Annotated in this window: 26 protein-coding genes and 1 other RNA gene; 7 read left to right on the plus strand and 20 right to left on the minus strand. The window is 38.5% G+C overall.

All coding sequences use genetic code 11. The annotated features are described in order from the left end of the window. Positions 1 to 8: 8 nt before the first annotated feature. The gene (locus MKY78_RS03110) at positions 9 to 941 is read right to left on the minus strand and encodes an ABC transporter ATP-binding protein (protein WP_339216117.1); all 933 of its coding nucleotides are present in this window, start codon (positions 939 to 941) and stop codon (positions 9 to 11) included. 494 nt (positions 942 to 1,435) lie between these two features. Between MKY78_RS03110 and MKY78_RS03115 the strand changes: the two genes are divergently transcribed. Beyond that, positions 1,436 to 1,816, plus strand: a complete 381-nt coding sequence (locus MKY78_RS03115; RefSeq protein WP_339216118.1) for a hypothetical protein — start codon at positions 1,436 to 1,438, stop codon at positions 1,814 to 1,816. A gap of 279 nt (positions 1,817 to 2,095) precedes the next feature. Here the strand turns inward: MKY78_RS03115 and MKY78_RS03120 are convergent, their stop codons facing one another. The 6 genes from MKY78_RS03120 to MKY78_RS03145 all read right to left on the minus strand — a co-directional run bounded on the left by MKY78_RS03120 (position 2,096) and on the right by MKY78_RS03145 (position 6,976). After that, positions 2,096 to 2,905 carry a cytochrome c oxidase assembly protein gene (locus MKY78_RS03120; RefSeq protein WP_339216120.1) on the minus strand — a complete coding sequence of 270 codons (810 nt, stop codon included), beginning with the start codon at positions 2,903 to 2,905 and terminating at the stop codon, positions 2,096 to 2,098. Positions 2,906 to 2,997: 92 nt separating this feature from the next. Further along, entirely contained in the window at positions 2,998 to 3,627 is a 630-nt protein-coding gene (locus tag MKY78_RS03125; protein WP_339216122.1) for a response regulator transcription factor, read from the minus strand. 12 nt (positions 3,628 to 3,639) lie between these two features. Beyond that, positions 3,640 to 4,719, minus strand: coding sequence for a histidine kinase (locus MKY78_RS03130; protein WP_339216124.1), 1,080 nt, complete (start codon positions 4,717 to 4,719; stop codon positions 3,640 to 3,642). Positions 4,720 to 5,456: 737 nt separating this feature from the next. Further along, positions 5,457 to 5,972 (minus strand): DNA-deoxyinosine glycosylase, encoded by a 516-nt coding sequence (locus MKY78_RS03135; RefSeq protein ID WP_339216126.1) that lies wholly within the window; start codon positions 5,970 to 5,972, stop codon positions 5,457 to 5,459. 5 nt (positions 5,973 to 5,977) lie between these two features. Next, entirely contained in the window at positions 5,978 to 6,544 is a 567-nt protein-coding gene (locus MKY78_RS03140) for a DJ-1/PfpI family protein (RefSeq protein WP_339216128.1), read from the minus strand. Between the two features lie 165 nt (positions 6,545 to 6,709). Then, a complete protein-coding gene (locus tag MKY78_RS03145) occupies positions 6,710 to 6,976 on the minus strand; it encodes a DUF4190 domain-containing protein (protein ID WP_339216130.1) in 267 nt (88 codons plus the stop codon). A 164-nt stretch (positions 6,977 to 7,140) separates the two neighbouring features. Between MKY78_RS03145 and MKY78_RS03150 the strand changes: the two genes are divergently transcribed. Beyond that, positions 7,141 to 7,713, plus strand: coding sequence for a Maf family protein (locus tag MKY78_RS03150; RefSeq protein ID WP_339216132.1), 573 nt, complete (start codon positions 7,141 to 7,143; stop codon positions 7,711 to 7,713). A gap of 163 nt (positions 7,714 to 7,876) precedes the next feature. Further along, the gene (locus MKY78_RS03155) at positions 7,877 to 8,323 is read left to right on the plus strand and encodes a hypothetical protein (RefSeq protein ID WP_339216134.1); all 447 of its coding nucleotides are present in this window, start codon (positions 7,877 to 7,879) and stop codon (positions 8,321 to 8,323) included. 184 nt (positions 8,324 to 8,507) lie between these two features. On the opposite strand, the gene MKY78_RS03160 is transcribed toward MKY78_RS03155, so the two are convergent. Both MKY78_RS03160 and MKY78_RS03165 read right to left on the minus strand, forming a co-directional pair. Next, complete coding sequence (locus MKY78_RS03160) at positions 8,508 to 9,485, minus strand: alpha/beta hydrolase (RefSeq protein ID WP_339216136.1); 978 nt, start codon at positions 9,483 to 9,485, stop codon at positions 8,508 to 8,510. 86 nt (positions 9,486 to 9,571) lie between these two features. Continuing rightward, positions 9,572 to 9,940, minus strand: coding sequence for a VOC family protein (locus tag MKY78_RS03165; RefSeq protein ID WP_339216138.1), 369 nt, complete (start codon positions 9,938 to 9,940; stop codon positions 9,572 to 9,574). 148 nt (positions 9,941 to 10,088) lie between these two features. Between MKY78_RS03165 and MKY78_RS03170 the strand changes: the two genes are divergently transcribed. Then, entirely contained in the window at positions 10,089 to 10,865 is a 777-nt protein-coding gene (locus MKY78_RS03170) for an alpha/beta hydrolase (RefSeq protein ID WP_339217807.1), read from the plus strand. 133 nt (positions 10,866 to 10,998) lie between these two features. Here the strand turns inward: MKY78_RS03170 and tnpA are convergent, their stop codons facing one another. From tnpA to MKY78_RS03200, 6 genes are all read right to left on the minus strand, one after another. Beyond that, entirely contained in the window at positions 10,999 to 11,469 is a 471-nt protein-coding gene (tnpA, locus tag MKY78_RS03175) for an IS200/IS605 family transposase (protein ID WP_339214265.1), read from the minus strand. Between the two features lie 193 nt (positions 11,470 to 11,662). Next, a non-coding RNA gene (gene ssrS / locus MKY78_RS03180) (6S RNA) lies at positions 11,663 to 11,849 on the minus strand. 83 nt (positions 11,850 to 11,932) lie between these two features. Continuing rightward, positions 11,933 to 12,181 (minus strand): sporulation protein, encoded by a 249-nt coding sequence (locus MKY78_RS03185; protein ID WP_339217808.1) that lies wholly within the window; start codon positions 12,179 to 12,181, stop codon positions 11,933 to 11,935. A 17-nt stretch (positions 12,182 to 12,198) separates the two neighbouring features. Further along, positions 12,199 to 12,339, minus strand: a complete 141-nt coding sequence (locus MKY78_RS03190; RefSeq protein ID WP_186869238.1) for a small, acid-soluble spore protein L — start codon at positions 12,337 to 12,339, stop codon at positions 12,199 to 12,201. 42 nt (positions 12,340 to 12,381) lie between these two features. Beyond that, positions 12,382 to 12,804 carry a hypothetical protein gene (locus MKY78_RS03195; RefSeq protein ID WP_339216141.1) on the minus strand — a complete coding sequence of 141 codons (423 nt, stop codon included), beginning with the start codon at positions 12,802 to 12,804 and terminating at the stop codon, positions 12,382 to 12,384. Between the two features lie 58 nt (positions 12,805 to 12,862). Further along, positions 12,863 to 14,473 (minus strand): acyl-CoA synthetase, encoded by a 1,611-nt coding sequence (locus MKY78_RS03200; protein WP_339216143.1) that lies wholly within the window; start codon positions 14,471 to 14,473, stop codon positions 12,863 to 12,865. A 438-nt stretch (positions 14,474 to 14,911) separates the two neighbouring features. Here MKY78_RS03200 and MKY78_RS03205 point away from each other — a divergent pair, with 438 nt between their 5' ends. Both MKY78_RS03205 and MKY78_RS03210 read left to right on the plus strand, forming a co-directional pair. Continuing rightward, entirely contained in the window at positions 14,912 to 15,730 is an 819-nt protein-coding gene (locus tag MKY78_RS03205) for an aminoglycoside adenylyltransferase domain-containing protein (RefSeq protein WP_339216145.1), read from the plus strand. 329 nt (positions 15,731 to 16,059) lie between these two features. Continuing rightward, positions 16,060 to 16,560, plus strand: a complete 501-nt coding sequence (locus MKY78_RS03210) for a spore coat protein (protein ID WP_339216147.1) — start codon at positions 16,060 to 16,062, stop codon at positions 16,558 to 16,560. Positions 16,561 to 16,598: 38 nt separating this feature from the next. Here MKY78_RS03210 and MKY78_RS03215 read toward each other — a convergent pair whose 3' ends face one another. From MKY78_RS03215 to MKY78_RS03230, 4 genes are all read right to left on the minus strand, one after another. Then, positions 16,599 to 17,066, minus strand: a complete 468-nt coding sequence (locus MKY78_RS03215) for an RDD family protein (protein WP_339216149.1) — start codon at positions 17,064 to 17,066, stop codon at positions 16,599 to 16,601. A 12-nt stretch (positions 17,067 to 17,078) separates the two neighbouring features. Further along, positions 17,079 to 18,071 carry a signal peptide peptidase SppA gene (sppA, locus tag MKY78_RS03220; RefSeq protein ID WP_339216151.1) on the minus strand — a complete coding sequence of 331 codons (993 nt, stop codon included), beginning with the start codon at positions 18,069 to 18,071 and terminating at the stop codon, positions 17,079 to 17,081. Between the two features lie 155 nt (positions 18,072 to 18,226). After that, positions 18,227 to 18,844, minus strand: coding sequence for a 3'-5' exonuclease (locus MKY78_RS03225; RefSeq protein WP_339216153.1), 618 nt, complete (start codon positions 18,842 to 18,844; stop codon positions 18,227 to 18,229). An 85-nt stretch (positions 18,845 to 18,929) separates the two neighbouring features. Then, positions 18,930 to 19,706, minus strand: coding sequence for a Cof-type HAD-IIB family hydrolase (locus MKY78_RS03230; protein ID WP_339216155.1), 777 nt, complete (start codon positions 19,704 to 19,706; stop codon positions 18,930 to 18,932). Between the two features lie 155 nt (positions 19,707 to 19,861). On the opposite strand from MKY78_RS03230, the gene MKY78_RS03235 reads away from it, so the two are divergent. Continuing rightward, the gene (locus MKY78_RS03235) at positions 19,862 to 20,428 is read left to right on the plus strand and encodes a hypothetical protein (protein WP_339216157.1); all 567 of its coding nucleotides are present in this window, start codon (positions 19,862 to 19,864) and stop codon (positions 20,426 to 20,428) included. Here the strand turns inward: MKY78_RS03235 and MKY78_RS03240 are convergent. Further along, positions 20,425 to 23,880 carry a hypothetical protein gene (locus MKY78_RS03240; RefSeq protein ID WP_339216159.1) on the minus strand — a complete coding sequence of 1,152 codons (3,456 nt, stop codon included), beginning with the start codon at positions 23,878 to 23,880 and terminating at the stop codon, positions 20,425 to 20,427. The genes MKY78_RS03235 and MKY78_RS03240 overlap by 4 nt on opposite strands. Positions 23,881 to 23,973: the final 93 nt, after the last annotated feature.

Here is a 23,973-nt window from a genome sequence, read left to right on the forward strand (position 1 = left end):
TCCCCCCTCTAATCTCTTAATGCCCTGCCAGTAAGGTGTAAAAATACATCCTCTAAAGTAGGGGCTTTGTTATCGACAGAGTGTAATTCGATTCCGTGCTCCTCTGCTATTTGAATTACTTCGGAAAACATGCGAACCGCTCTTGGTACGATAACGAGCACTTCCTTTTCTCCTACTGTCACACTCGTTACAGAAGGATGTTCACGTAACGCAGTAAGAAACCCCTCACTAAAGCGATCCGCCTTAATGGATATCGTATTCTCGTTGGATAAGATTTTCTTAATTTCATCCTTTGTACCAGATGCAATTAGATTTCCTTTATCCATAATGTAAATACGGTCACATAACAGCTCTACTTCCTCCATATAATGACTCGTGTACAATACGGTCATTTTTCGTTCTTGATTTAGCCGTTTAACCGTCTCTAAAATATAATTACGGGATTGCGGATCAATCCCAACAGTCGGTTCATCCATAATAATCACTTCTGGGTCGTGAAGCATGGCTACACCGATATTTAATCGTCGTTTCATTCCACCTGAAAATTTCTTTACAATGTCTTTGCGTCTATCGGTTAAGCCAATTTGCTCCAATACTTCATCGACCTTTTGTTTTAATTTCTTTCCACGCAAGTGATAGATCCTTCCGAAGAAATAAAGATTCTCCTCCGCTGATAAATCTTCGTATAGAGCAATCTCCTGCGGTACAATGCCTACTATCTTTCGGAAGCTACTAGGATTTTTGACAATGCTTTTGTTCTCAAAAAGGACGTCCCCGCTGGTAGGCTCTACTAATGACGACAGCATCGAGATTGCTGTTGATTTACCAGCACCATTCGGACCAAGAAGTCCGATAATCTCACCTTTTTCTATAAATAAATTTAAGTTTTTTACCGCTTCAATCTGTTTATATCGTTTCGTTAAGTTCACCAATTCGATCATTTGATTCCCCTCCTAAATTTAGAATACGAGAAAAGCTCCAATTTACATACTACCTGGAGTCATGAAAAGAAATTCTTGAGGTATGACTTGAGTCACTTTTTTAAGAGAGAAACGTGAAATTTGGATTGATATGCCTTTTGCTAATAGAGAATGTCCGTCTCTGTTTTCATCGTGCCCAATAATCATTGCAGGTTATCTACATAATGAGTGATACCTCTTTATTGTACGGACTTCCTTGTCAATGTTAAAACCCGAATAGGGTGTAAAATATGTTTGACAGCACCTTCGTCTTTTTTATAATGATAGTGTCAAACAAGTTTTACACCCTTTCAATCAAAAGCAGATGTAGTAAGCAAATTCTAATAAAAGATCACCGAAAAAGATGGGGATAGACCAAGGAGAGTTAACAGCTTTCAGTATTCTGGCTAGCCTTATTAGCTTTAAAGCTTGTGAAAACTATAGAAATTAAAGGTAAACAAAGAGGAGGAGATTGTATGAAGACCCGAAAAATAGGTGCGATTATAATTGGTACCGCCATGCTTATTGTGTTATGTTATTCTATTTTTAAATTTATTACTGGAAAGGAAGTAGGGTTCCAGGAAGTTATCGTAATTGGGACGCTATGGATGATGTTTTTCTCTGCAATCACATGGGGAAACAAAGAAGAGAAAGATGGAATATTAATCGAAGAGGAACTTGGACAAAGAATTACAGAAAAAAGCTCCAAAATCAGTTACTTCATTCTCATATTCTTCATTGTGGTAGCAGTAGCTGCTGACGAAATAGTTAATGGTACTATTCTGTTAGCAATATTAGGTTTAGCAATGATTATATTACCTTTAGTTGAATTTTTGGTCGCTAGAAAGTTTCAATAATTATATAAATTGGAATGATAATACCGCGAGCTGTTTTAACAGCTCTTTTTTGATGAAATTATCGGTCAAGACTTTCTATTACTTGGATAAGCTTATAAACGCAAAAAGACATTCTCAGAGCATTTTGTACAAGGCTATTGTAACTAAGTAGAATTTCAAAGAAGTTGAAAGTCCTTCAAGAACGTGTTACCAGATTAAATCCATGTAAAGGCTTCTTTTCCATCCTCTCCTATTTCCAAATACCTAAAAAAACAGCTCCCGAAACCGAGAGCTACTTTCTTACACTTTTTTTATCACTTGTCGTTTCATAACAGATGACACGGTTAATACGATTAGAAAAGAAGCGAGCAATATCCTCCCACTTAGCTGTTGCTCTGCTACTGGCTCAAACGGTAATAGTTGCAATACGACCTGTGGAGATAATTCAGCCCCTGCCGGCAAGCATACTTCCAATGCTTGGGTAAAAGTTGTCAAATCCGTGTATGCTTGATACATGATTTCCTTTGAAAATAGTAAAATCCCAGCGAGTGGAAAAATCATCCCTATACTTATGGCATGATAAATAAGTGTCCTTGTCCAATTACTTCCTCGAATAATTGGTATCCATAATAGTAATGCGGCAGCAAATAAAGCGAACAGGTAAAAGTAATTCCCATAGAGGTCCACACGAGCATTATCAAAGATCGGTGGATGGTGGTATATGTATAAGGTTAAGAAAAATATACTAATGCTTATATAAGGTTTCACAAGGAAAGAAACTATTTTAGTAACCCATTTATTCCGCAGCGCTCGGTCTAGAATGGTTCGTTTCATACCAAGTAACAATAAAGGCGGTACAATCAAGCAAAGTAAAACGACTTGTATGATATGAACACTAAACTGAATTCGACCGATAATATTAATTGGACTCCCTGTCGCGATAAATAAGAGCATTAGTCCAAGGAAAAAGCAAACATTCTTCCACCAGGAATGCTTCTTCTCCTGTGGCAATAAAAACAGATAGATAACAGCGGCAAACGAAACGAACAGAAATATTCCTGTATTCCAAAGAGAGGCAAACGGAAATTCCTCTAACATAATGGCAAGCATGTCGAACACCTCTTATTTAGGTTCTTTCCCTCATTATAATGGATAGGAATGCTGGACATTAGTGTTAGATAGTACAACTTTATGAATGATAGCTACAGTTCATGCTTTACCGCAAAAATCGCAAGCTGGGTACGGTCTCTTAAATCTGTTTTTTGTAAAATCTGGGTTATATGATTTTTCACAGTTCCAATTGAAAGAAAGAGTTCATCGGCAATTTCTTTATTTGTTTTTCCTTCGCCGACTAATCTAGTAATCGTTAATTCCCGTGGTGATAAATCAATTTTCACCGTTTCTTTGGTACGTTTTTGAAGTAAACGGGGCATTACTTTAGCTGCGACTTCATCATGTAGCATTAACCCACCATTCATACAGCTATGGACTGCTTCTAATAGCTTTGTTGAATCGGCTGTTTTCAATAAGAAGCCATTCGCTCCCTCTTTCAATGCTTCTACCACATATTCATCATCATTAAAGGTAGTTAGAATCAATATTTTAATAGTTGGCCACTGACGTTTAATCACTCTCGTCGCTTCAATTCCATTCATAATTGGCATGCGAACATCCATCATAATAAAGTCAATCGCATATTTTTCTAGAATAGCTATTGCCTCTGCACCATTTTCCGCTTCATGTGTCACCTGAATATGCTCGTCTTGCTCTAGAATAACCTTTAATCCCTGTCTTACAATTGCTTGATCTTCCACTAATAATACCCGCCACATATGATTGTCCTCCTACTCCGATGGAATAATTCCGGATACGTAAAATTGGTTTTCTTTCTGATACACATCGAGTCGTCCGCCAATCTCTTCTAATCTTTTTTTCATATTGGTTAGACCGAAGCCGAATGTAAATGGCTTTACCTCATAAACGGTATTTGATATTTCAAAGGTGACATCTCCAATTGCAGATTTACCTAATACGACATGGATTTCTCTAGAATAACCATGTCTCATCGCATTGGTGAGGGCTTCCTGGAGCACCCGGTATAAGACAACACTATGATCATTTGATAATGGAACCGTAAGTACACCCTGCTTAATGGTGAACTGAACAACGATTTGACTTTCCGCTTCAAGCTTACGAATAAGATGTACGACTGTTGCAATTCCTTCGCTTTCTTCTGCCTGGAGTGTTTTCACAGCCTGTCTTGTCTCTCCTAAGCTATCCTCTGCCATCTTTTTCAACTCCCGATAATCTTCATTTTTCGTCTGGATGGCTAATGTCTCCAGTTTCATAATTAAAGCTGTTAGTCGATGTCCAACTGAATCATGGATATCACGTGCAATTCGGTTCCTTTCCTCCACACGTGCCGTTTCTTCTGCAAGTAGATTCATTCTTTTTAGCTTACGATATTCACTACGTAATTCTTCATAAAGATTACGCTGCTCTTGTAGCATCGTGACGTATTGATTAATGGATAGAAGTAGGAAATATAAAAATACAACCATCACCATAATCGCTACTACATGACTCATTTGAAGATAACTAAGTAAAATGGATAAAAGCAAATTCATCAGGATATATAGCTTTAATTTATTCTCGCGCAACCGAAAAGATGCGATCATAGAAATATAAACTAATAGGATGATTGTTATTAGATTCTCTTCTGCTATAAGTAGCCCATGTAAGAAAATAATTAATGACAACAGGATGTACACATAAATCGGTACTTTTTTTAAGGATAGAAAGAAGAAACCGGCCATCGCCCCAGCAAAACATAAAATGCTAACCCAACTATTGGTACTATATTGAATGATCAAATAGGTCCAAAGTAAGACAAATACAATAAACCTACCCCAGAAGTATTTCATAACACCCTACTTTCCTAGCATATAAATTTAATTATATTCTATCATAGTATACTTCTATATTTTGCTAAATTTCGCATTTAGTGAGATAAAACCAGACTACTCATTTGATGTATAAAAATTTGAAATTAGTATTTGTACCACAAATGCAACAAAAAAAGGCGTGGTTCTACAATTCACTACGCCTTGCGAATATATTCGTGTCGAGCAAGCTCCTCCCTATAGTAACAACAACATCTCGTTCCTTCGTCCCTTTCACAACATTATCTAAATAATCGACAATTCATAGGTATTTTGCCACAACAAACTAAATTCTAAGAATATTTTACCATTTCGTAATTATCGCGATACGAGAGCCCTTCTGATGTAGTATAATGAGGGGGACAATACGCTAGGCGTGAGACGATCAGAGTATTGGAGTTACTAACGGCGGCTTCATAAAAAATTCCCCAGGAAAGGGGCTGAAGCTTGTGATTCCAATTGAAAAAACTCTTGAGTTAATGTTAATGTTCTCAACACTAGTATTGTTAGTTGTGAACAGTCGTGAAAAAAAGTAATCACCCTGTCACTTTGTAAGGAACCAGGATAATTACCTTTTTCACCAAGATAGGAAGTCGCCGCAGCCTACGCAATTGTCTGAGTCGTAAGTTGCCGCTTACGACTCTCCCCTCTTTAGCTACGACACTCCCAAAGTCAATTATACAGAATGAGATATGCTACGCACAACACTTTTTTGAAAATTACATTTTTTCCTCAAGATAGGCAATTATTTGCTTCCATTCTTCCATCTTTTCAGGCAATTGTTTATTATAACGACCAGGAACCGGGCTAGAAGAAGGTAGTTTGATTACTGGGATATTCGATAAAGACTCTGGAGAAAAGTACTTCTTTAACGTGTTAAATGACTTGGTACCATTACATGCAATTAACTGTAAGGAAGGATATGCTTGAATGAGACCTGGAAGATCATTAGGCTCCTCACCATAAATCGATGAATCTAAACTCCCTTCTCGATAACAAGCACCAATTGCATCCCAAAGCGCAATATGCTTCTCCCTAAGAAAAGTCAGTTTATCCGCATAGCTAGAATCAGGATTTTCGTCAAACAAACCGTAGATTATCTTCCAAAAATGATTACGAGGGTTCCCATAATATTCCTTGCTCTCCAAGGATAAAACACTTGGCATGGATCCTACAATTAACACCCTAGATGTTTGGTTGATAACCGGTGGTAATCCAACAATTTTTTGTGCCATAACTGTTATACTTCTCCCTTACAAAATAACCGTGCACTTTCCCGTTGTTCATCATTTTTCCATAATTGTAGCTGATCGATCACCGCTAAGGTAAACTCTGGAAATGCAGTCCCCTTTGCAGTAATAAGATTATCCCGCACTTCTAGTCTTTCACCCGTATATTCTGCATCGGCAAATGCGTCCTGAAACATTTCATATGTATTCGGGGTACAAGTGAAACGATTCCCTTTTAATAAGCCTGCTTTACCGAGCAGGGTTGCCGACGCACAAATGGCGGCTATCGGTTTTTGAATACGATTTGCTTCTCGGAGAAAGTGATGGATCCGATTGTCTTCCAACACTTGGGATACACCATCCCCACCAGAAATTAAGATTACATCATAATCATTAGGGTTTGCATCCGCAATGGCTAGCCCTGGATTGGTTACAATTCCCCCTAAGCTTTCCACTGCTTCCCCATCAATTGTTGCAGTGACCACAGTAGCTTTCCCAAGCTTTCTTAAAAAGAATAACGTATGGGCAATTTCAAAATCAGCATACATCGGATAAGCAAAAAACAAAACACGAGTCATTCCCATTCCCCCTATTATATGTAATCCAGTATAAAGTAAATATTCTGGATTTTAAATAGAAATTATAGCATATTTACGAAGTGTCACCTCATCTTAACAAATGCCTATATCACGAAAAAACTTAAAAAGAGATCATCGTTACGATAACGTGATCTCTCGCTTTTACTAATAAGATAAAGAAAATGCAGCAATACCAAGGATAATAAAAAGAAAAAGAAGACCATATATTGCAACTCCAATAATGCTAGTTACTAATCCTGCAGTTGCTAGTCCACGCCCACCATCCTGGGTAACAGCAATTTCTTTAAAACTACTATTCGCTAAAATAATTCCAATTATACCAAGTATTAGTCCTACATATGGAATGACAATCGATAATATCCCTAGCACTAATGCTGCAACAGCTTTCCCGTTTGTTTGTTGTGTCTCCATTTAGATCCCCCAATTCCTCATTTATTTTAATGGTTTACTAATTTAAATTAACAAAGTTCTTCCTATATGTATAGATATTAATTCTCGTTCCTTTCACAATAAGCATCCAATCTAGTATACTTTACTATATACTAAATTATGTCAGATATATATGGAGGAAGTCAATGACCCATTCACTCGTATTAGCATCTACTTCACCACGCAGAAAAGAGCTACTAAAACTAGTAAACATTCCCTTTGTGATAAGAAAACAAGATGTAGATGAATCTGTCATTCAAACGGATAATCCAGCATTAAGAGCGAAACAGCTTTCCTTACATAAAGCAAAGCATGTGCCATTTATTGATTCGAATGAGGTAATTTTAACAGCAGACACTGTCGTAGCCTTCGAAGGAACTATTTATGGGAAACCGAATCATCACGAAGAAGCATATGAGATGCTTTCACGTTTAAGCGGGAATGTACATGACGTATATACTGGCGTAACCATCCGCTCTCAGGAAAAAGTAGTTTCGTTTGTGGAAAAAACAATGGTAGAATTTTGGCCGTTAACAGAAAATGAGATCCATGCTTATATCGCAACTAAGGATGTCTATGATAAAGCAGGAGCCTACGGTATCCAAAGTCAAGGTGCTGCTTTAGTGAAGAAAATAAACGGCGACTATTATAATGTGGTAGGATTACCCATTTCAAGAGTCGTACGAGAATTGAAGGGATTTAACATTAACGCTGTGTAAGAAAGTAGTAAAGATTACTATATTTGCTAGGCATCCAAACGGTGTGTAGTATTCTCAATCGGTGTAACAATGAAGAGGACCAGGATGCTATATTTGTGAAACATGAAAGAAGTTTTCTCCGTCTTATCCGTAACATGGACTGAGAGGATTGGAGCGTAGATGGATGAAAAAAATAATTTTACTCTTATGTTTATCGATTGTTCTATCTGGTTGCCAAACAGAAAATAACAGCGCAAATCAAGCAGAAATAATTAATACAGTAATACAACACAAGGATGCTAGTCCTTTAAATTTAAATGCAGACATTGCTACGATTAGTTTTTCAAAAGCAAAAGATGCCAGTCCAATTGTTTTGGAAGAGGCTGATAAGCTAGAGAAGTTAAAGCAAATAATTTCAGGTGCTAAAAAGGAAAAAGCTATCGTAAATATGGCTAACCCTGACTATTATATAGAAGTCATGGATACAAGTAATAACAAGCAACAATTTCATTTATGGATTGGCAAAGAAGGCCAAAAAAGCAGCTTGATGAATACAGATGACACACATACAATTTATACTGTATCAGAAGAAATGATGGATACGGTAATGGAATTAATTAATGTAAATTGATTTGTATGTATTATAAAAGAGAAGCTTTTAAAACCTAAGTAGTTCCACATTATCAGAACCTACTTAATCATAACTGCTTCTCTTTTTATATTATAATTCCTTTTCCAATACGACGACATCCTCTAGGAGGAGGTATTGACTTTTTTGATATGTTTTAGTCGCCTGATCATCCTTCCTAGTTAGATCAGTCATGACTCTCATCATCTGTAGTTTCTTCTAATGCCTTGTCTAGAAATTGTTGTAAACGATCTTGAAATTCCTCGGTTGCAACATTATAAGCCTTTGTATGGCCAGCATTAGGCACAATCCACAGCTCTTTATCCCCACCAGCAGCTTCAAACAATTCATATGCCATTTCTGTCGGAACTAGCTCATCAGCATCCCCATGTATAATGAATAGGTCTCTCGTATTATTCTTCACCTGGTCAATCGCAGATGCTTCCCCAAAGAAATAACCAGCTCTCACCTTAGTAATCATACTTGTAATATCTAAAATTGGAAACGCTGGAATATGATATAAGTGCTTTAATTGATGCTTTAATTCCTCTTTTACTGTCGTATATCCACTGTCAGCAATAATTCCTTTTACTTCATCAGGAAGCTCTTCCCCACTAGTCATGAGAACTAGGGACGCCCCCATGGAATTACCATGTAAAACGATTTGCTCTGCTCCATACTCTTCTACTAATAAGTTAATCCACTGCACATAATCTAACCGGTCATGCCAGCCATATCCCACATAATCGCCTTCACTTTCCCCGTGACCTCTCGCATCTGGCAATAATACATCAAAGCCTTGATCATAATAAAACTTAACCAAATTATCCATATGATCTCGATTCCCACGATACCCATGAGCAAGAATGACCGCTTTTCCAGTTTTCCTATCGTTTTCTAGGTAACCGGCTTTTAATACTAAGTCATCATAGGATGTGATTTGCAAGACTTCTTGCTCCTGCTCCACGTACCACTTCTCCGCTTCTTCTAAAATAGCCAACGCTGTTTCACTTGCACTTGCATTCACACTTTCGGGCTCACTATGTAATTCGATATCGGTGCCTCGTTTAATACCTTCGCTATAAAAATAATTCCCAGCTACTAGTAAACCAATCACCACAATTCCAACAATACTTCCCAACGCAATACTTATTTTTCTCTTCAATTGAAATCCCCCTGAAATGATATTTTTCTTACAATTTTACCATGAAAAAGGGGGGTCTCCCTATTAAAAGGAGAAACCCCTTACTTTTAAATCCACTCAAGAAATTCTAATCGGTTCCCGAATGGGTCATGTAAATAGAATCTGTTTGCACCTAGCAAATGGTCATCCACAATATATGCTGTATTTTTCTGATCGAGATAATGCTTCATCGCTTCAATATTCTTTACACGAATAGCGGGATGTGCCTTTCGTGCAGGCAAAAACGGCTCTTCTATCCCAATATGCAGATGAATCATGCCATTAGTGAACCAAACTCCACCTCGGCTTTTTAAGTTATCAGGCTTTTCTACCTCTGAAAACCCTAGTAAATCTTGATAAAACAATCGAGCCTTTTCTTCTCCACCTTTAGGAGCTGCTAACTGTACATGATCAAGTCTTTCGTAGTGAAAATCCATACCAATTCCTCCCCCTTTATACTTTCATCATAAGTAATATGTAGAATAATTAAAAATACATAAAACAAATGCTTTTTGAAAACTTTTACTTATACCTTAATTTTTGAATTATGTTAAAATTTACTTAGTATCGTAAGTGAGGAGATGAATTCATTTGAATTATAAAGAGTATTGTGTAGAGAATTCCCCACTAATGGTGTTTCTTCATGGTGGAGGAGTCAGTGGCTGGATGTGGGACGAGCAAGTGAAGTATTTTACTACAACGTACCATTGCTTAGTTCCGGACCTACCAGGGCATGGCAAGAGCAAACACGATTCGTTTTCTATAGAAGATAGTGCAGAGAGACTCATTCAATTAATAAAGGAAAAAAAGAATAATAAACCAATCATTGTAATTGGCTTTTCACTAGGTGCACAAGTTCTTGTCAAAATGCTTAGCATACAGCCCCACTTCATTGACTATGCCATAATCAACAGCGCTTTAACGAAGCCAATGCCCTATAGCGCTAAGCTAACAATGCCTCTCTTTAAGCTATCCTTTCCTCTAGTAAAGTGGAGATCATTCGCTAAGCTCCAAGCAAAAGTATTATACATAAAAGAAAATCAATTAGATTTATACTATCAAGATAGTTCAGAAACTAGTCTTCATACCTTTATTCAAGTGATGCAAGAAAATATGTCCTTTAGTATCCCTAATGATTTTTATAAGGCTGACGGAAACATATTAGTTACGGTTGGTGAAAAGGAAAAGAAAATCATGCGCAAATCTGCAAGTGAATTAACCCATGCCAATCCAAATGCTACCGGAATTGTAATTCCTAAAATTGGCCACGGCATCTCTTTAGCAGACCCGACATTCTTTAATGATTTAATTGACGATTGGATTACAAAGCAGATTTTACCCAACCGTGTCAACATTATTTAAAAATCAAAACCACCAGTGTGAACTGGTGGTTTGCTCTGCGGCTTGAAGCCTCTTTTACCGGCCTTGGCCTTAAAGGCCCACTGAATGGTTTTCCCTTACGCACCACATCCACGCACTGATTCTAAAGAATCTCTTATATCTTTCTATTTTTTTCTCCTGTGAATGGATCAAACTCTTCGAATAACGTTAATTGATCTGATATATAATCTTCTCGGAGCTGATTCCTAATATATTCTTCTATTTGCTTCTTATTTCGGCCCACTGTATCGACGTAGAAACCTCGACACCAGAATTTTCGATTGCCATATTTATATTTTAAATTTGCATGTCGGTCGAATATCATTAAACTGCTTTTTCCTTTTAAATATCCCATAAACTGAGATACACTCAGCTTTGGTGGGATACTTACTAACATATGGATATGATCTCGACATGCATTTGCCTCATGAATGGTTACACCTTTTCTCTCGCATAATTCTCTTATTATTTTTCCTATACTTTGTTTGTATTTTCCATATATAATTTGTCTTCTGTATTTTGGTGCAAACACGATGTGATACTTACAATTCCATGTTGTATGTGCTAAACTATTCTTGTCCTTCATTGGGACATGCCTCCTTCGTTTATTTGATGTAGTGGTCGGGAAACCAACTATATCTTATCACGAAGAGAGGCCTTTTTTAATTTTAATACCACGCTATAAGCTCTCCGGAACCCCCGGCATAGCCAGGGGTTTTCAAATGACACAAGCAAAATGACCAGCCTCCTCTCGGAAACTGGTCAGTTAATTGGCATATTCAGCAGCCACAAATGCCGTATTTGTAATAAAAAGTTTTAAACCACCACTTCACTAAGTGGGTGTTTGCAGAAACCTTCCTGTCTTCCGCTACACTATGGCGGCTCGACATTAGAGCTTCAATGTAAAACTCCCTATTATCTATTTAGAGGTTAAAACTTAGTAAAATACGTACATCGTAGCTTGTATATTTATATTACTACGTTCACGATGAATAATCAATGTCAATATCATCCAATTGAACAAAATAGGCTTATACTCCTAGCATATTTTAAAAGATTAATTCATATACTTCACGAAGCTGTTGCACCCGCACATCATCTTGAACATTTTCAGCATAATTAATTTCACGTTCCAGTATTTGATCCAAATACTGGATCTCTTTATCATCTAAATCATCAACAAACTCTCTTTCACTCTGATACGGATTATGCTTTAGCTTCTGATAAATCGTCTGACTTAGCTCACTGTCTTCATAGTTAGATAATGATTCTAGTAAGTATTGTAATGTATGGTCGATTGTCATCACCTGCTTTATTAAATCTTCGTATTCTTCTTCTTTGTCCGATCTTCCAATACAGATTTAGGACGGTGATTGGCAGTTTCCTCAGTCAATCCCTGTGGGTTAACACTTGATGTAACACGCTTTTTACTCCAGTTATCACTTTTTTCTGGCATAAAAGACACCTCCACTAGGTAGTATTTCTAAAATGTTGGGTTTTATCCTACTTGAATTCTGTGGGCGGGATGCAGGTTGCTTTGGGGAGTGGGCGCATCTTTCTCTGGTTTGGGATCATCTACTCGCGAGGCGGGCGCATCTTTCTCTGGTTTGGGCTCATTTACTCGCGAGGGGGGCTCATCTTTCCTTGATTTGGGCTCATCTGTTTGCGAGATGGGCGCATCTTTCTCTGGTTTGGGCTCATCTACTCGCGAGGTGGGCGCATCTTTCCCTGGTTTGGGCTCATCTACTCGCGAGGTGGGATCATCTTCCTCTGGTTTGGGCTCATTTACTTGCGAGGAGGGCGCATCTTTCCCTGGTTTGGGCCCATCTACTCGCGAGGCGGGCGCATCTTCCTCTGGTTTGGGCTTATTTACTCGAGAGGAGGGCGCATCTTCCTCTAGTTTAGGCTCATCTACTTTCAAATCTAATAATCACCACAAAAAAAGCACAGCCCTTAATCGCCGTGCTTTGAAATAACCTTTACTCTGCTCCTAGTCCCTCATACTCTTTCCGTAATTCGCGTTTCAATACTTTTCCACTTGGATTTTTTGGTAATCCTTCTGTAAAGGCAACATATTTTGGTACTTTAAATTTGGATAGCTTAGAACGGCAAAATTCAATAACCGATTCTTCGGTTAGTTTTGCCCCTTCTTTTGGAACAATTATGGCTGTAACTGCTTCGATCCAATATTTATCTGGAATACCAATAACAGCAACTTCGGAAACACCTTCAAGTTGATAGATCATCTCTTCAACTTCCCGGCTAGAAACATTGACACCGCCTGTATTAATCATATCTTTTTTTCGGTCAATAATCGTTAGATAGCCTTCCTCATCCATCACACCTAGGTCGCCACTATGAAACCACCCACCACGAAATGCTTCTGCAGTTTTTTCCGGATCATGTAAGTAGCCTTTCATCGCATGGGGTGTACGATGAACAATTTCGCCAATTTCCCCACGTGGAACCTCTTGATCTTGGTCATCCACAATTCTTGTTTGGATATTTAATGAAGGTTTGCCAGCTGATCCGAGTTTACGTAATTGATCTTCTGGTTGTAATGCTGTGGCCAGTGGGGCAACTTCTGTCTGTCCATAGAAATTCCAGAAGCGGGCATTAGGTAGTCGTTCTGACAGTTCCTTTAACACTTCCTTTGGCATAATCGCTGCGCCATAATAACACTTCTCCAAGGTAGACAAATCCCGCGTAACAAATTCTGGATGCCTTAAAAGGGCTATCCATACTGTAGGCGGGCAAAAAAGCTGTGTTGCTCCTTCCTTTTCAATTGTTCGTAAAATTATTTCTGGACTTGCTCCATCTAAAATAATCCCGCTAGAACCTAAGTATATACTTGGACCTAAGAAAACATGTAACTGGGCACTATGATACATTGGCAGGGCATGAACCAATACATCTCCCTCAGCCATATTCCCATCTATAATACAACTCACATATTCACTGATGATACTCTTATGTGTAAGCATAACTCCTTTTGGCTTTGACTCCGTGCCACTCGTATATAAAACATGTGCCAAATCATCATCAGACAAATCCGCATCAACAAACTCAGTCGGCTTTCCTTCACGAATATCACGTAACGATATCCAATCTTCAAGCCTTTCGTCTACTATTTCCCCATCATCCAAATCCATAATGTATCGAAATGAGATCTCTCTACCAACCGAAGCATACTCCAAAATTGCGGCATACTCTTCGGATGCAATTAATCCCGTTACATTAGCGTGATTGATGATAAAAGCCACATCATCCTTTGTCAGCATATAATTAATTGGAATCATTACGGCACCAATTCTTGCAAGAGCAAAATTAACAACCACAAAGTCCAAACTATTCTTAGACATTACCGTTATCATATCGCCTTTTTTCATACCATTTTCCCGGAAAGCATGGGCTGTTTGATTCACGATATTATCTAATTCTTGATAATTCAGTCGTTTATCCCGATAAGCAAGTGCAAATTTTTCCGGCATCCTCTCCCTTGTCCGCGCTAATAAATCTCCCAATGTGTTTCTCCGTACACGTTCTAATAATTGCCTCAGTCCATCAAGTACATTTGAATCAGTGTTCATCCTGACAACTCCTCCAAATAGTTTGATGACTTTTCCGTATATAAAATTCTATTAATTATTTTAATTCAGATAATTAATAGAAACAATATACTTTACAAAACTTTATACTAATCTTCTTAATTCGACTTTAGGATTACACTCACGGGTTCTATTATGTTATTATATAGTTGAATATTTTGAATATTATTTACTTAAATTAATTGGAAGGGTGAATTAATTAAGGGCTCATCCTAAAACTTCGACTAACAGATCTGTTAGTGAAACTGAGTTGTTCTTTAGCAATTTGGTTTGAGTTCACGTCTGCTGTTTTTGATTAGGTAGGGGTATTCTCTAGAGCGCATGGTTCACTTTATCAGGTGCATCTTCCTTTCGCTCGGGCACATGTCCAATTATCAAGTAAACAACAAATAACAGGAATATAGAAAGGAGAGAAAAATAGTGTCCACATTACCACCAATTGTTGAAACAGTATTAAATGAATATATTAGCCTCTATAAAAAGCATCTACCCAACACACTTGATGGGTTATATATCCATGGTTCAATCGCGCTTGATGCTTATGTTGAGAACTCGAGTGATATCGACTTTATTACGATAACAAGCCGTCGTTTGACCAAGAACGATGCACAAGCTTTGTCCTTTATTCATACGCAATTAGCAAATACATATAAAAAGCCAGACATGGACGGCGTATATATTATTCGAGAAGATGTAGGAAAACTAGATCATAACAGTAAAATTCTTTATCCTTATTTTAATGAAGGTAAGCTAGCATTCGGGGATTACTTCAACTTTAATCCTATCACATGGTGGTTGTTTAACACCAAGGCGATTAATATAGTAGGGCCAGAACCGAATACCTTTCATAACGAAATTCATTCCCATCAATTAGTTTCATATGTCCTGGATAATATGAATTCTTATTGGGTAAATCGGATTCAATCATATGAGAAATCAATAAAAGAAATTAGTTCCTTACCGACTGATTTAATTGATGATGAAGTAGAATGGACTGTTCTTGGGTTGCTGCGCCAGTTCTATACTCTAAAGGAGCATGATATCATTTCAAAATTGGATGCAGGGGAATATGGATTACAGCATATCCCAAAAGAGTGGCACGATATCATAAAGCATGCCATTCACATTCGTCAACATAATAGGCTCGAAGATTTCGCTTCAAACGAAGAGCGAATAAAATCTGTTATAGGATTTTCAACATATCTAATTAACCGTTGTAACAACACTTTGGCGTTATAGAAATTTAACTGCTACATTTTACTTAAATGAATGAGAAGGAGGGGAGAAAAAGCATTTATTAATGTTAATAGCCATTTTCGCTGGTATCTTTGCACTATTTGATGCAATCAGAAGACTCAATAATAACCTTTCTCACGCAGACTGCGGAAATAAGGAAATTACGAGAAGACTTCAAACAATATAATGAAAAGTAGCTAGGGACTTAATACAAGTCCCTATGAAATCTATCCATTACTTATCATGATATTCGCCTATATTAGGCCTAACAAGCTTCCTCCTCTTCTATACCTGAATATAGTTAAAATGACTACTTACTAGGAGGAAATACGATGGAAATGTCGATGGACAGACAGCCTCAGCACTTAGCTTGGCATGAAACACTTGAAATACATGAATTAGTAGCTTTTCAATCTGTAGGGTTAATGAAATTAAAAAAGGCAATTGGGAGTGTTGAAGACCCGCGCCTTCGCACGCTATACCAGAACACAATTCAAGGCTTAGAAAGAAATCTTCAAGAGCTTCTGCAATTCTATGCTTTGGCACCGCGAGCTGACCAAAGCAGTCATCACGAATTAGATACGGGATTCTATGCTGGAGATCTTTTAGCATTCGCGAAAACCTCAGTTCGCAACTATGCCATTGCCATTACAGAAACCGCAACACCAGCAGTACGAGAAACATTAGCAAGACACCTACAAAACGCGATAAAAACTCACGCCGATGTATTTAATTTCATGTATGAAAATAGTTTTTACCCTTCATATGATATTGAAAGACTTTTAGAAAATGATATGGTGAACGCTACAAAAGCAATAGAAATGGATTATTAAAAATGGAAAGAGACACGGGAATATCCCCGTGTCTCTCATTACCTATCAAAAACCACTCTCGTACTGGCAATCATATCATGTAATCCTTGTTTCTCTTCGGTAAACCCAACAATAATATAGAGAACCATTAGGATGGAAAACACACGATAAATAAATCGTCCAATGACCTCCCTGAAAAAGACGTCGCTCCATTTGAGAGATTGTTCATCCTCACGAATTACTCTAATTCCTAAGATCATCTTTCCTAATGTTTGCCCAAAAAATTTCGTCATGAAAAGAAAATAGGCAAAGTAGACAATTGACGCGATTACCCCTGTTACAGTCCATAATCCAATGCTAATGGCAATTCCATCATTCACAAATTTAAAGGGAGACAGCAAAATACCATTCAAACTGGAGATAACCACTATATCTAAGACATATGCCCAAAATCGCATCCAAAAGCCGGCAAAACGTTGCTCCGAACTGGATGCAGCATGTTGATAACTTAAACTTGCTTCGCTCATCGTTGGCCCTCCTTAATTTGAGTATAGGTACATTGCTCTTGGTGTATTTGATTCTTGGACTATCTGTAGCATATTAACCAATTCCTGATCTTTACCAAATAAGCTTTGAACAGACATTCCTAAAAATTGCTCAAAACCAACAGCATTATTATATCGAACCACTTTTGCATTCGTTAGCCCTAGATCTTCCTTCATGATTTCAATTGTATCCTCTAATGTTCCAAGCTCATCAACTAATCCATTTTCTTTTGCCTGGCTACCAGTGTATACCCGACCATCACCAAGCTCCCGAACTTGATTTTCTGACATATCCCTACCATCCACAATCACCTGAACAAAGTCGGCATACATATCATCAATCATTGCCTGCAATAGTTCTCTTTCATCATCCGTCATTTCACGGAAAGTAGACATGATATCCTTGTACTCACCACTTTTAATAGTATTAAATTCAATGCCAAGTTTATCTGTTAATCCAGACAGATCATAGCCTTGCATAATGACACCAATTGAACCAGTCAAAGTCGCTGGATGAGCAAAGATTTTATCTGCAGGGGCTGAAATGTAATAGCCACCAGATGCAGCCGTATTACCCATTGATACATATACAGGCTTTTCCGTTTCTTCTTGGACCTCTACGATTTTATCATGTATTTCCGCGCTCTCTACGACTCCACCACCAGGTGTATTGACTCGAAGAATGATACCATCGACACTTGGGTCACTGCCAGCCTCTTCAATCATCTCTAAAAATTTTCGATGGTTATAGGATGTAGTATTTAAAAGCGTACTTGGTGTTGTATCTTGAATCACACCATCCAGCTGTAATACTACAATTTTTCCATTTGTTCCTGTTTCCACTACCTCTTCTTTAAATTTACTTTCTGGAAAAGCAAACAACTGTTCAAAATTTGTACTTGCAACACTTGTTACGAGCTGAAACCCTGTGGAAAGGATAAATAATACTACTGCCACAAGTAGCGCAAACCAGCGTTTCTTATTCATGAAAAAACCTCCTGTTATTACCAAATTATGTTTAACAAAAGAATACACTATTTGAGTTTGGATATCTAATTATTGTGCAATGAATAAGGTTAAAATTTCACTTAATAAAAAGAAGATACAGCGACTGTTTAGCTGTATCTCCCCTAGTAGTTGATCTAAAAATATAAGGTAGTAGGTTTTTTCTTTTGTGTCCGTTTCACTTTCGGTGGGTAATATCCTCGCTCAAAAATTCTACCCTTTGTAATCTGACATTGCTTCAAAAAGGCATCAATCGAATCGGATTCTACGGATTCCATTGCTTTTTGCATTACCTTTGCCGCAACACGTGCATCCTCTAATGCATTATGGTGATTTAAAGCGAAGCCATGATGAGCTGCCAGTGTGTTTAACTTATGATTTTCTAGCTCTGGCCAGACGTGCTTGGCAATGTTGGCTGTACAAAGATAATCTAATTCCGGATATGTCATGCTGCCTCTATCCAATGATTGACGAATGACACTCATATCAAAGCTTGCATTATGCGCGACAACCAGATTACCTGATAAGTAGGTTTCTAATGTTGGCCAAATCTCAGAGAACGTCCTAGCATCCAATACATCTTCTTCTACAATACCGTGTACACGTACATTAAATGGATTAAAATAAGTTTCCGGATTGATTAAACTATAATATTCATCTAGTATTTCCTTCTCATCGGCAATCACAATCCCGACGGCACAAGGACTATGACGCTTTTCATTCGCTGTCTCAAAATCGATCGAAACAAAATTCATATTAGACATTCCTTTATTTATAACGTTACACCTATCATAACATGGCAAGCATCTTACTGTAATATAAAATGATAAGCACTATCCCTTATAACAATCCTACCATTTTCAACCCATGTAGAATTCCATCTTCATCAACAGACTTGGTCACAAATTTAGCAGCGTTCTTGGCTTCTTCCACTCCATTTCCCATCGCGACACTATTAGGAATTTTGGTAAGCATTTCTACATCATTTAACCCATCACCAAATGCATATCTGTTTTCCTCAGGAATATGTAATTTCTCCATTACTTTTTCAATTCCATATGCTTTCGATCCACCTTTCGGCAATATATCGGTACTTAAGCGATGCCAGCGGACAAAGTCAAACTCTGGGAATGCATCTATGTACTGCTGCTCTTCCTCTTCCACACAAAATAAAAGCGACTGGAAAATAGCATTATCCTCATAGTAATGTGGATTATAGCTAGGCAAGCCAATTTTTAATTCACTAATACTTTCCGTTATATGTGGATGTTCTGGTACATTAGCATTCATACCGTCAGGATCCATAAAGAGAACTGGATGCCCATTAGCTAAAGCTTGATCGGTCAGGTTCTTTAATGTGGGCATCTGTAAAGAGTTCGTGTAGACTTCCTCTCCTTCAACTACGACATATTGCCCGTTATAGCTAACATACGTGTTGATCCCTAATTCTTTCAATAGATTTTTAAACATAAATGGTCCACGCCCTGTTGCAATGGCGACAATATGCCCTTTTCTTTGTAACTCCTGAATTGCTTCCTTCGTCGAACGTGGTAATTTCTTCTCGTGATCTAATAATGTACCGTCTATATCAAAAAATACAATACTTTGTTGGGACATGGTGATAGATCTCCTTTTAAGTGAATTTTATTCTACTTTCATTCTAACCATTGAAAGGCTTTACAAGTCAACAAATATAGAGAAGCTTGTGGGTTTGGTAATTTTGTGTGGGGGGGGAGGGGGGGCGCGGTTTCCGGGGGCTTTTGCGCGACTTCTTGGAGTTTTGTGCGCGGCTTCTGGGTTCTCGCTCGATTTCTTGGGATTCCCGCGCGATTTCTTGGCATTCTCGCGCGAATTTCGGGGATTCCCGCGCGATTCTGGGTTTTCGCGCGACCTCTCGGTTTTTTCGCGCGACCTCTCGGGTTTTTCGCGCGACTTCTTGGGATTTTCGCGCGACCTCTGGGTTCTCGCGCGATTTTTTGGGATTCCCGCGCGATTTCTTGGCTTTTTCGCGCGAATTTCGGGGATTCCCGCGCGATTTCTTGGCATTCTCGCGCGAATTTCGGGGATTCCCGCGCGATTCTGGGTTTCCGCGCGACCTCTCGGGATTTTCGCGCGACTTCTTGGGATTTTCGCGCGACCTCTTGGGTTTTTCGCGCGACCTCTGGGTTCTCGCGCGATTTCTCGACTTCCCCGCGCGAATTTCAGGGATTCCCGCGCGAACTCCGGAATTCCCGCGCGATTTCTCACCTTCCTCGCGCGACTTCCAAACATTCCCGCGCGAACTCCGCACCCACTCCCCAACAACCAACACTCCCTCATTCACCTCTAAAACACATTAATCCCACTTCTTCATCCGCTCGATTACATGCTTTTTAAATTTTGTTACGAGTGTCTTTTTTCCTTCTGATGATTTCTGCTTTTGCCATTCATTGTAGCTAGCAATCGTAATTAAAATTGATCCAGCGATTAACAGATAACCCCACCATGGTAGGTTACCCCAGTATGGTCTTGTTTGCATTAGTACGTTGAATAAGAGTACGCCTGCGCCCACAAAGAAGAAGGACTTTATTTGATAGATCATACCTGCAATGAGTGATGCCAAGGATAGTGCACCGATGATTAATGCATCATATATTGTGTTGCTCGCTAAGCCGTCCTGTACTAGTAAAAGTGCTACGATGACTAGTACGGTCCACTGAATATAGTTCGCTACTTCTTTCTTTTCCTTCAGGACGGATTTTCTTAGAACAATAACGACTAAGATCCAAGGTAGTACATAGCATTCTCTTTCGAATAATGGCACGATTTCTATGTGACCTAGCAGTGCATAATATGGTTGTAGTGCAAAGACAAAAGCAGCAAATGTGATCCATGTTGCAGAAATGTCTGCCACACGGTTTCGATTAAGTAGTAATCCAGTGACGATTAAGACACCTGGAAGAAGCTTGAAAGCTAACTGATCCGTGAAAATGCTGAACTGATATACATTAAGGCATGCAAGAAATCCTATGAACGTATACCAATCTAGTTTAAATTGTTTTGTCTCTAATTGATAAAGCGTTGGATAGATTATCCGGCCGACTATTAATCCCACCACAGCAAATGAAGCATAAATGTATGGCTTATATGCTAGCATCTCGGGTGTATTTCCGAAATTTATCGTCCCTACGTATAGCAATAATAATGGGAGAATGGTTAATATATCCCATTTCATACGGTGTAACACGTACATGACAAGTGCTCCATATAAGAGGGTTATTCCAAATGAGATAGCATCATGGGAATAGCTCATCACAAACCCGAAGATACCGATACTAGAGAACGGGATAAAATAATAGGCGATTCGTTTTTTCCATTCGCAATCTCCAATCATCCAACCTACAAACAACAACAGACTAACGATGAAATACGTGTAAATATGGTCAAGATTCCAGTCCCATTTGGAAAGGGCTAATGGAAGGGAAATCCAGAATGTCGTCCAGCCTGCATAGAAAAATGTTTTCCGTTGCCATTCCTTCTTAACCAATGTAACGGTAATCCCATAGATAGCCGTTGCTAGTAGAAATGCCCATAATGCATCTGCTCCATTAATAATGCTCGTAAGAATTAACGCTAATGGCAAGTAAATTTGCCCCACCCAGTGAAAAGCTCGTTGCATTAGGAAATCCTTTTTACCGCTAACGAATCCAACACCTAGTAGCAATATCGTTCCTAATATCCATTCGAACCATTCGAACACTTCTGGAATTGTGGCTATCCTCTCATGAATAATATGCAGAAGATGGAAATAGAAAAATAGAGAAAAGCTGGCAAGGACATAGGGAATAGCAGTCCAGCTTGTTTTCCGGTATAGCAAATAAGCCATTGCTATTCCACCCAATGTAATCAACGCACTAGTCACTGGCTCCAGTGTTAAGCTCCCTAGCATACCAATTCCATAGAACAATTGGGCAAGATAAAAACTACTCTCTGCGAACTTCTTCTGATTCATCGTTTTCCAACTATAGCTACCGGCTAAAACGACTATACTACCGAGTACGATTCCCATAGTTAGAAAAGCATCCTCAAGGTATGGTGCATCTTGTCGTGCAACATGACTATATAAAACGGTAACGGCTAATCCTAATGCTACCCCATGCAACCATGGTGCCATCTGTAGCAAATGCGTACGTGTTTCATACGTATTCATGACAATCGCCAATCCAGCAAGGAAGAATAGCATAATACTTAGCTCAAGGTCCTCGAACATAACAAAGCTTGCGAATAAACAAAAAATCATCGCAATACTACTCACATCACGCGTACTATTCTTCATTGGCTGCCAACGTGATACGTTTATGAGACAACCACCTAGCATATAAAAAAGATAAGCCAATATAAATCCAGGAAGAATAATAGATTCATAACCAATCCACTCTTGACCTAGTAAAGTAAGCTGATACAAAGCACTTACTAAGAAAATAGGACTTAAATAATGGAATAGCTTATTCGTAACAAGTGAAGCAAGGTAAGCAAAATGAAGTGCCATAATAACATAGGCAAGAAATAAAACAAGTGAGCCCTCGCCTGCTCTTATCATTAGCCCTTCAAAGGTAATATATATAAATGCTAGAACTGAGACGACCGCACTCGTAACTTGAAATATTTTCTGTAAAGATCCTGCATCCTTCATCAGCTTTGGTAAAACGATGAAAAATACCCCTAACAATGCATAAGCTATCTCGCCAACACCTGCCAATATTGAGTTTTCCACTAGCTGGTAGCCACCATAAACGACCATAGCTGTAAACACGAAATGATAGGATTGGTGCTTGGTAACAAATATCATCGAAAAGTAGATAACTGCAGTTACTAATAAATTAAAGCTATACATCCATGCTTGATCATAGAACATGAGCATGAATAAGGTAGATAGGATGAGATTTGCTTGTATAAATGGAATGAATTCCGTAATAAAAGGCTTTAATCGCTTCTTCTCCTTTAGCAACCGATAACCGATGATTAAAGCAGCATTGTATACCATGATCCCTAGATAAAAAACATCTACCGGTACGTATAACGCTGCTAGCAAAAGACCGACGAACACACTAATTGCTATATACGAAAACCAGACAAAAAGACGGGATGATTGCGTAAAAGCAAAGTAAGTATATATAGGGAGAATGAATAAAGTTCCGATTGCCCCCAATAAAAATTTCCCCTCTCCAGAAAAGGAGAAATAACTTCCAAATAGCTCAAAATAGCCGACAGATACAACGATAATTGGTAAAAACAAGCTACCTAACACAAGAAATGCAAATGCTGTTTTCGTTATTTGGAGAATTCTGCTAGTTAAGCCTGCCAATCCATAAAACAAAATAGCAACCGTTGAGATTAGTCCTGTTTTCGCCCAAGCACCAAGTGTATCCCATGTACTCGTCGCAAGAACTAATCCCCCTAAAAGTAATAGGATTACACCGAGATTCAAGCCCCAGGTAATATTCCGATCCCTCACCTGTTTTTCTGATAACGTCTTCTTCTCTTTCGTAATCGGCTTCGATTGAACGGCTTCGTTTTTCGGCGCTAAGCTTGTAGGTTGAGGGGTGATGGTGACTGTTGGTTCTTTCTTTGGCTGTTCCTGCTTTACCGTTTCCTGCCTGATTTGGTTCACTCGTGATATAGTTTGATAATATTTTGTATGTGCCTGGACAATTTTGGCTGCGACATTCATATTGATGTATCGCGCCTTCACTAATTGATGAAGTTCCTCGCGAACGATTTCTCTCTTTTCATCCGGACTAAGTTGTGTCATAGAACACCCACCTTTTGGTTTCGATATACTCATCATACCAATAACGACTAATGGAATCATTATAATTTTTTAATATATAGAAAATTATAGCTT

Source organism: Ornithinibacillus sp. FSL M8-0202 (assembly GCF_037975285.1).
In the GTDB taxonomy this organism is placed as follows: Bacteria; Bacillota; Bacilli; order Bacillales; family Amphibacillaceae; genus Ornithinibacillus; species Ornithinibacillus massiliensis.

Coding starts and splice junctions, on each gene's coding strand:
- MKY78_RS03110 (WP_339216117.1), bottom strand. CDS start 941: ATGATCGAATTGGTGAACTTAACGAAACGATATAAACAGATTGAAGCG.
- MKY78_RS03115 (WP_339216118.1), top strand. CDS start 1,436: ATGAAGACCCGAAAAATAGGTGCGATTATAATTGGTACCGCCATGCTT.
- MKY78_RS03120 (WP_339216120.1), bottom strand. CDS start 2,905: ATGCTTGCCATTATGTTAGAGGAATTTCCGTTTGCCTCTCTTTGGAAT.
- MKY78_RS03125 (WP_339216122.1), bottom strand. CDS start 3,627: ATGTGGCGGGTATTATTAGTGGAAGATCAAGCAATTGTAAGACAGGGA.
- MKY78_RS03130 (WP_339216124.1), bottom strand. CDS start 4,719: ATGAAATACTTCTGGGGTAGGTTTATTGTATTTGTCTTACTTTGGACC.
- MKY78_RS03135 (WP_339216126.1), bottom strand. CDS start 5,972: ATGGCACAAAAAATTGTTGGATTACCACCGGTTATCAACCAAACATCT.
- MKY78_RS03140 (WP_339216128.1), bottom strand. CDS start 6,544: ATGACTCGTGTTTTGTTTTTTGCTTATCCGATGTATGCTGATTTTGAA.
- MKY78_RS03145 (WP_339216130.1), bottom strand. CDS start 6,976: ATGGAGACACAACAAACAAACGGGAAAGCTGTTGCAGCATTAGTGCTA.
- MKY78_RS03150 (WP_339216132.1), top strand. CDS start 7,141: ATGACCCATTCACTCGTATTAGCATCTACTTCACCACGCAGAAAAGAG.
- MKY78_RS03155 (WP_339216134.1), top strand. CDS start 7,877: ATGAAAAAAATAATTTTACTCTTATGTTTATCGATTGTTCTATCTGGT.
- MKY78_RS03165 (WP_339216138.1), bottom strand. CDS start 9,940: ATGGATTTTCACTACGAAAGACTTGATCATGTACAGTTAGCAGCTCCT.
- tnpA (WP_339214265.1), bottom strand. CDS start 11,469: ATGAAGGACAAGAATAGTTTAGCACATACAACATGGAATTGTAAGTAT.
- MKY78_RS03190 (WP_186869238.1), bottom strand. CDS start 12,339: ATGCCAGAAAAAAGTGATAACTGGAGTAAAAAGCGTGTTACATCAAGT.
- MKY78_RS03200 (WP_339216143.1), bottom strand. CDS start 14,473: ATGAACACTGATTCAAATGTACTTGATGGACTGAGGCAATTATTAGAA.
- MKY78_RS03210 (WP_339216147.1), top strand. CDS start 16,060: ATGGAAATGTCGATGGACAGACAGCCTCAGCACTTAGCTTGGCATGAA.
- MKY78_RS03215 (WP_339216149.1), bottom strand. CDS start 17,066: ATGAGCGAAGCAAGTTTAAGTTATCAACATGCTGCATCCAGTTCGGAG.
- sppA (WP_339216151.1), bottom strand. CDS start 18,071: ATGAATAAGAAACGCTGGTTTGCGCTACTTGTGGCAGTAGTATTATTT.
- MKY78_RS03225 (WP_339216153.1), bottom strand. CDS start 18,844: ATGAATTTTGTTTCGATCGATTTTGAGACAGCGAATGAAAAGCGTCAT.
- MKY78_RS03230 (WP_339216155.1), bottom strand. CDS start 19,706: ATGTCCCAACAAAGTATTGTATTTTTTGATATAGACGGTACATTATTA.
- MKY78_RS03240 (WP_339216159.1), bottom strand. CDS start 23,880: ATGACACAACTTAGTCCGGATGAAAAGAGAGAAATCGTTCGCGAGGAA.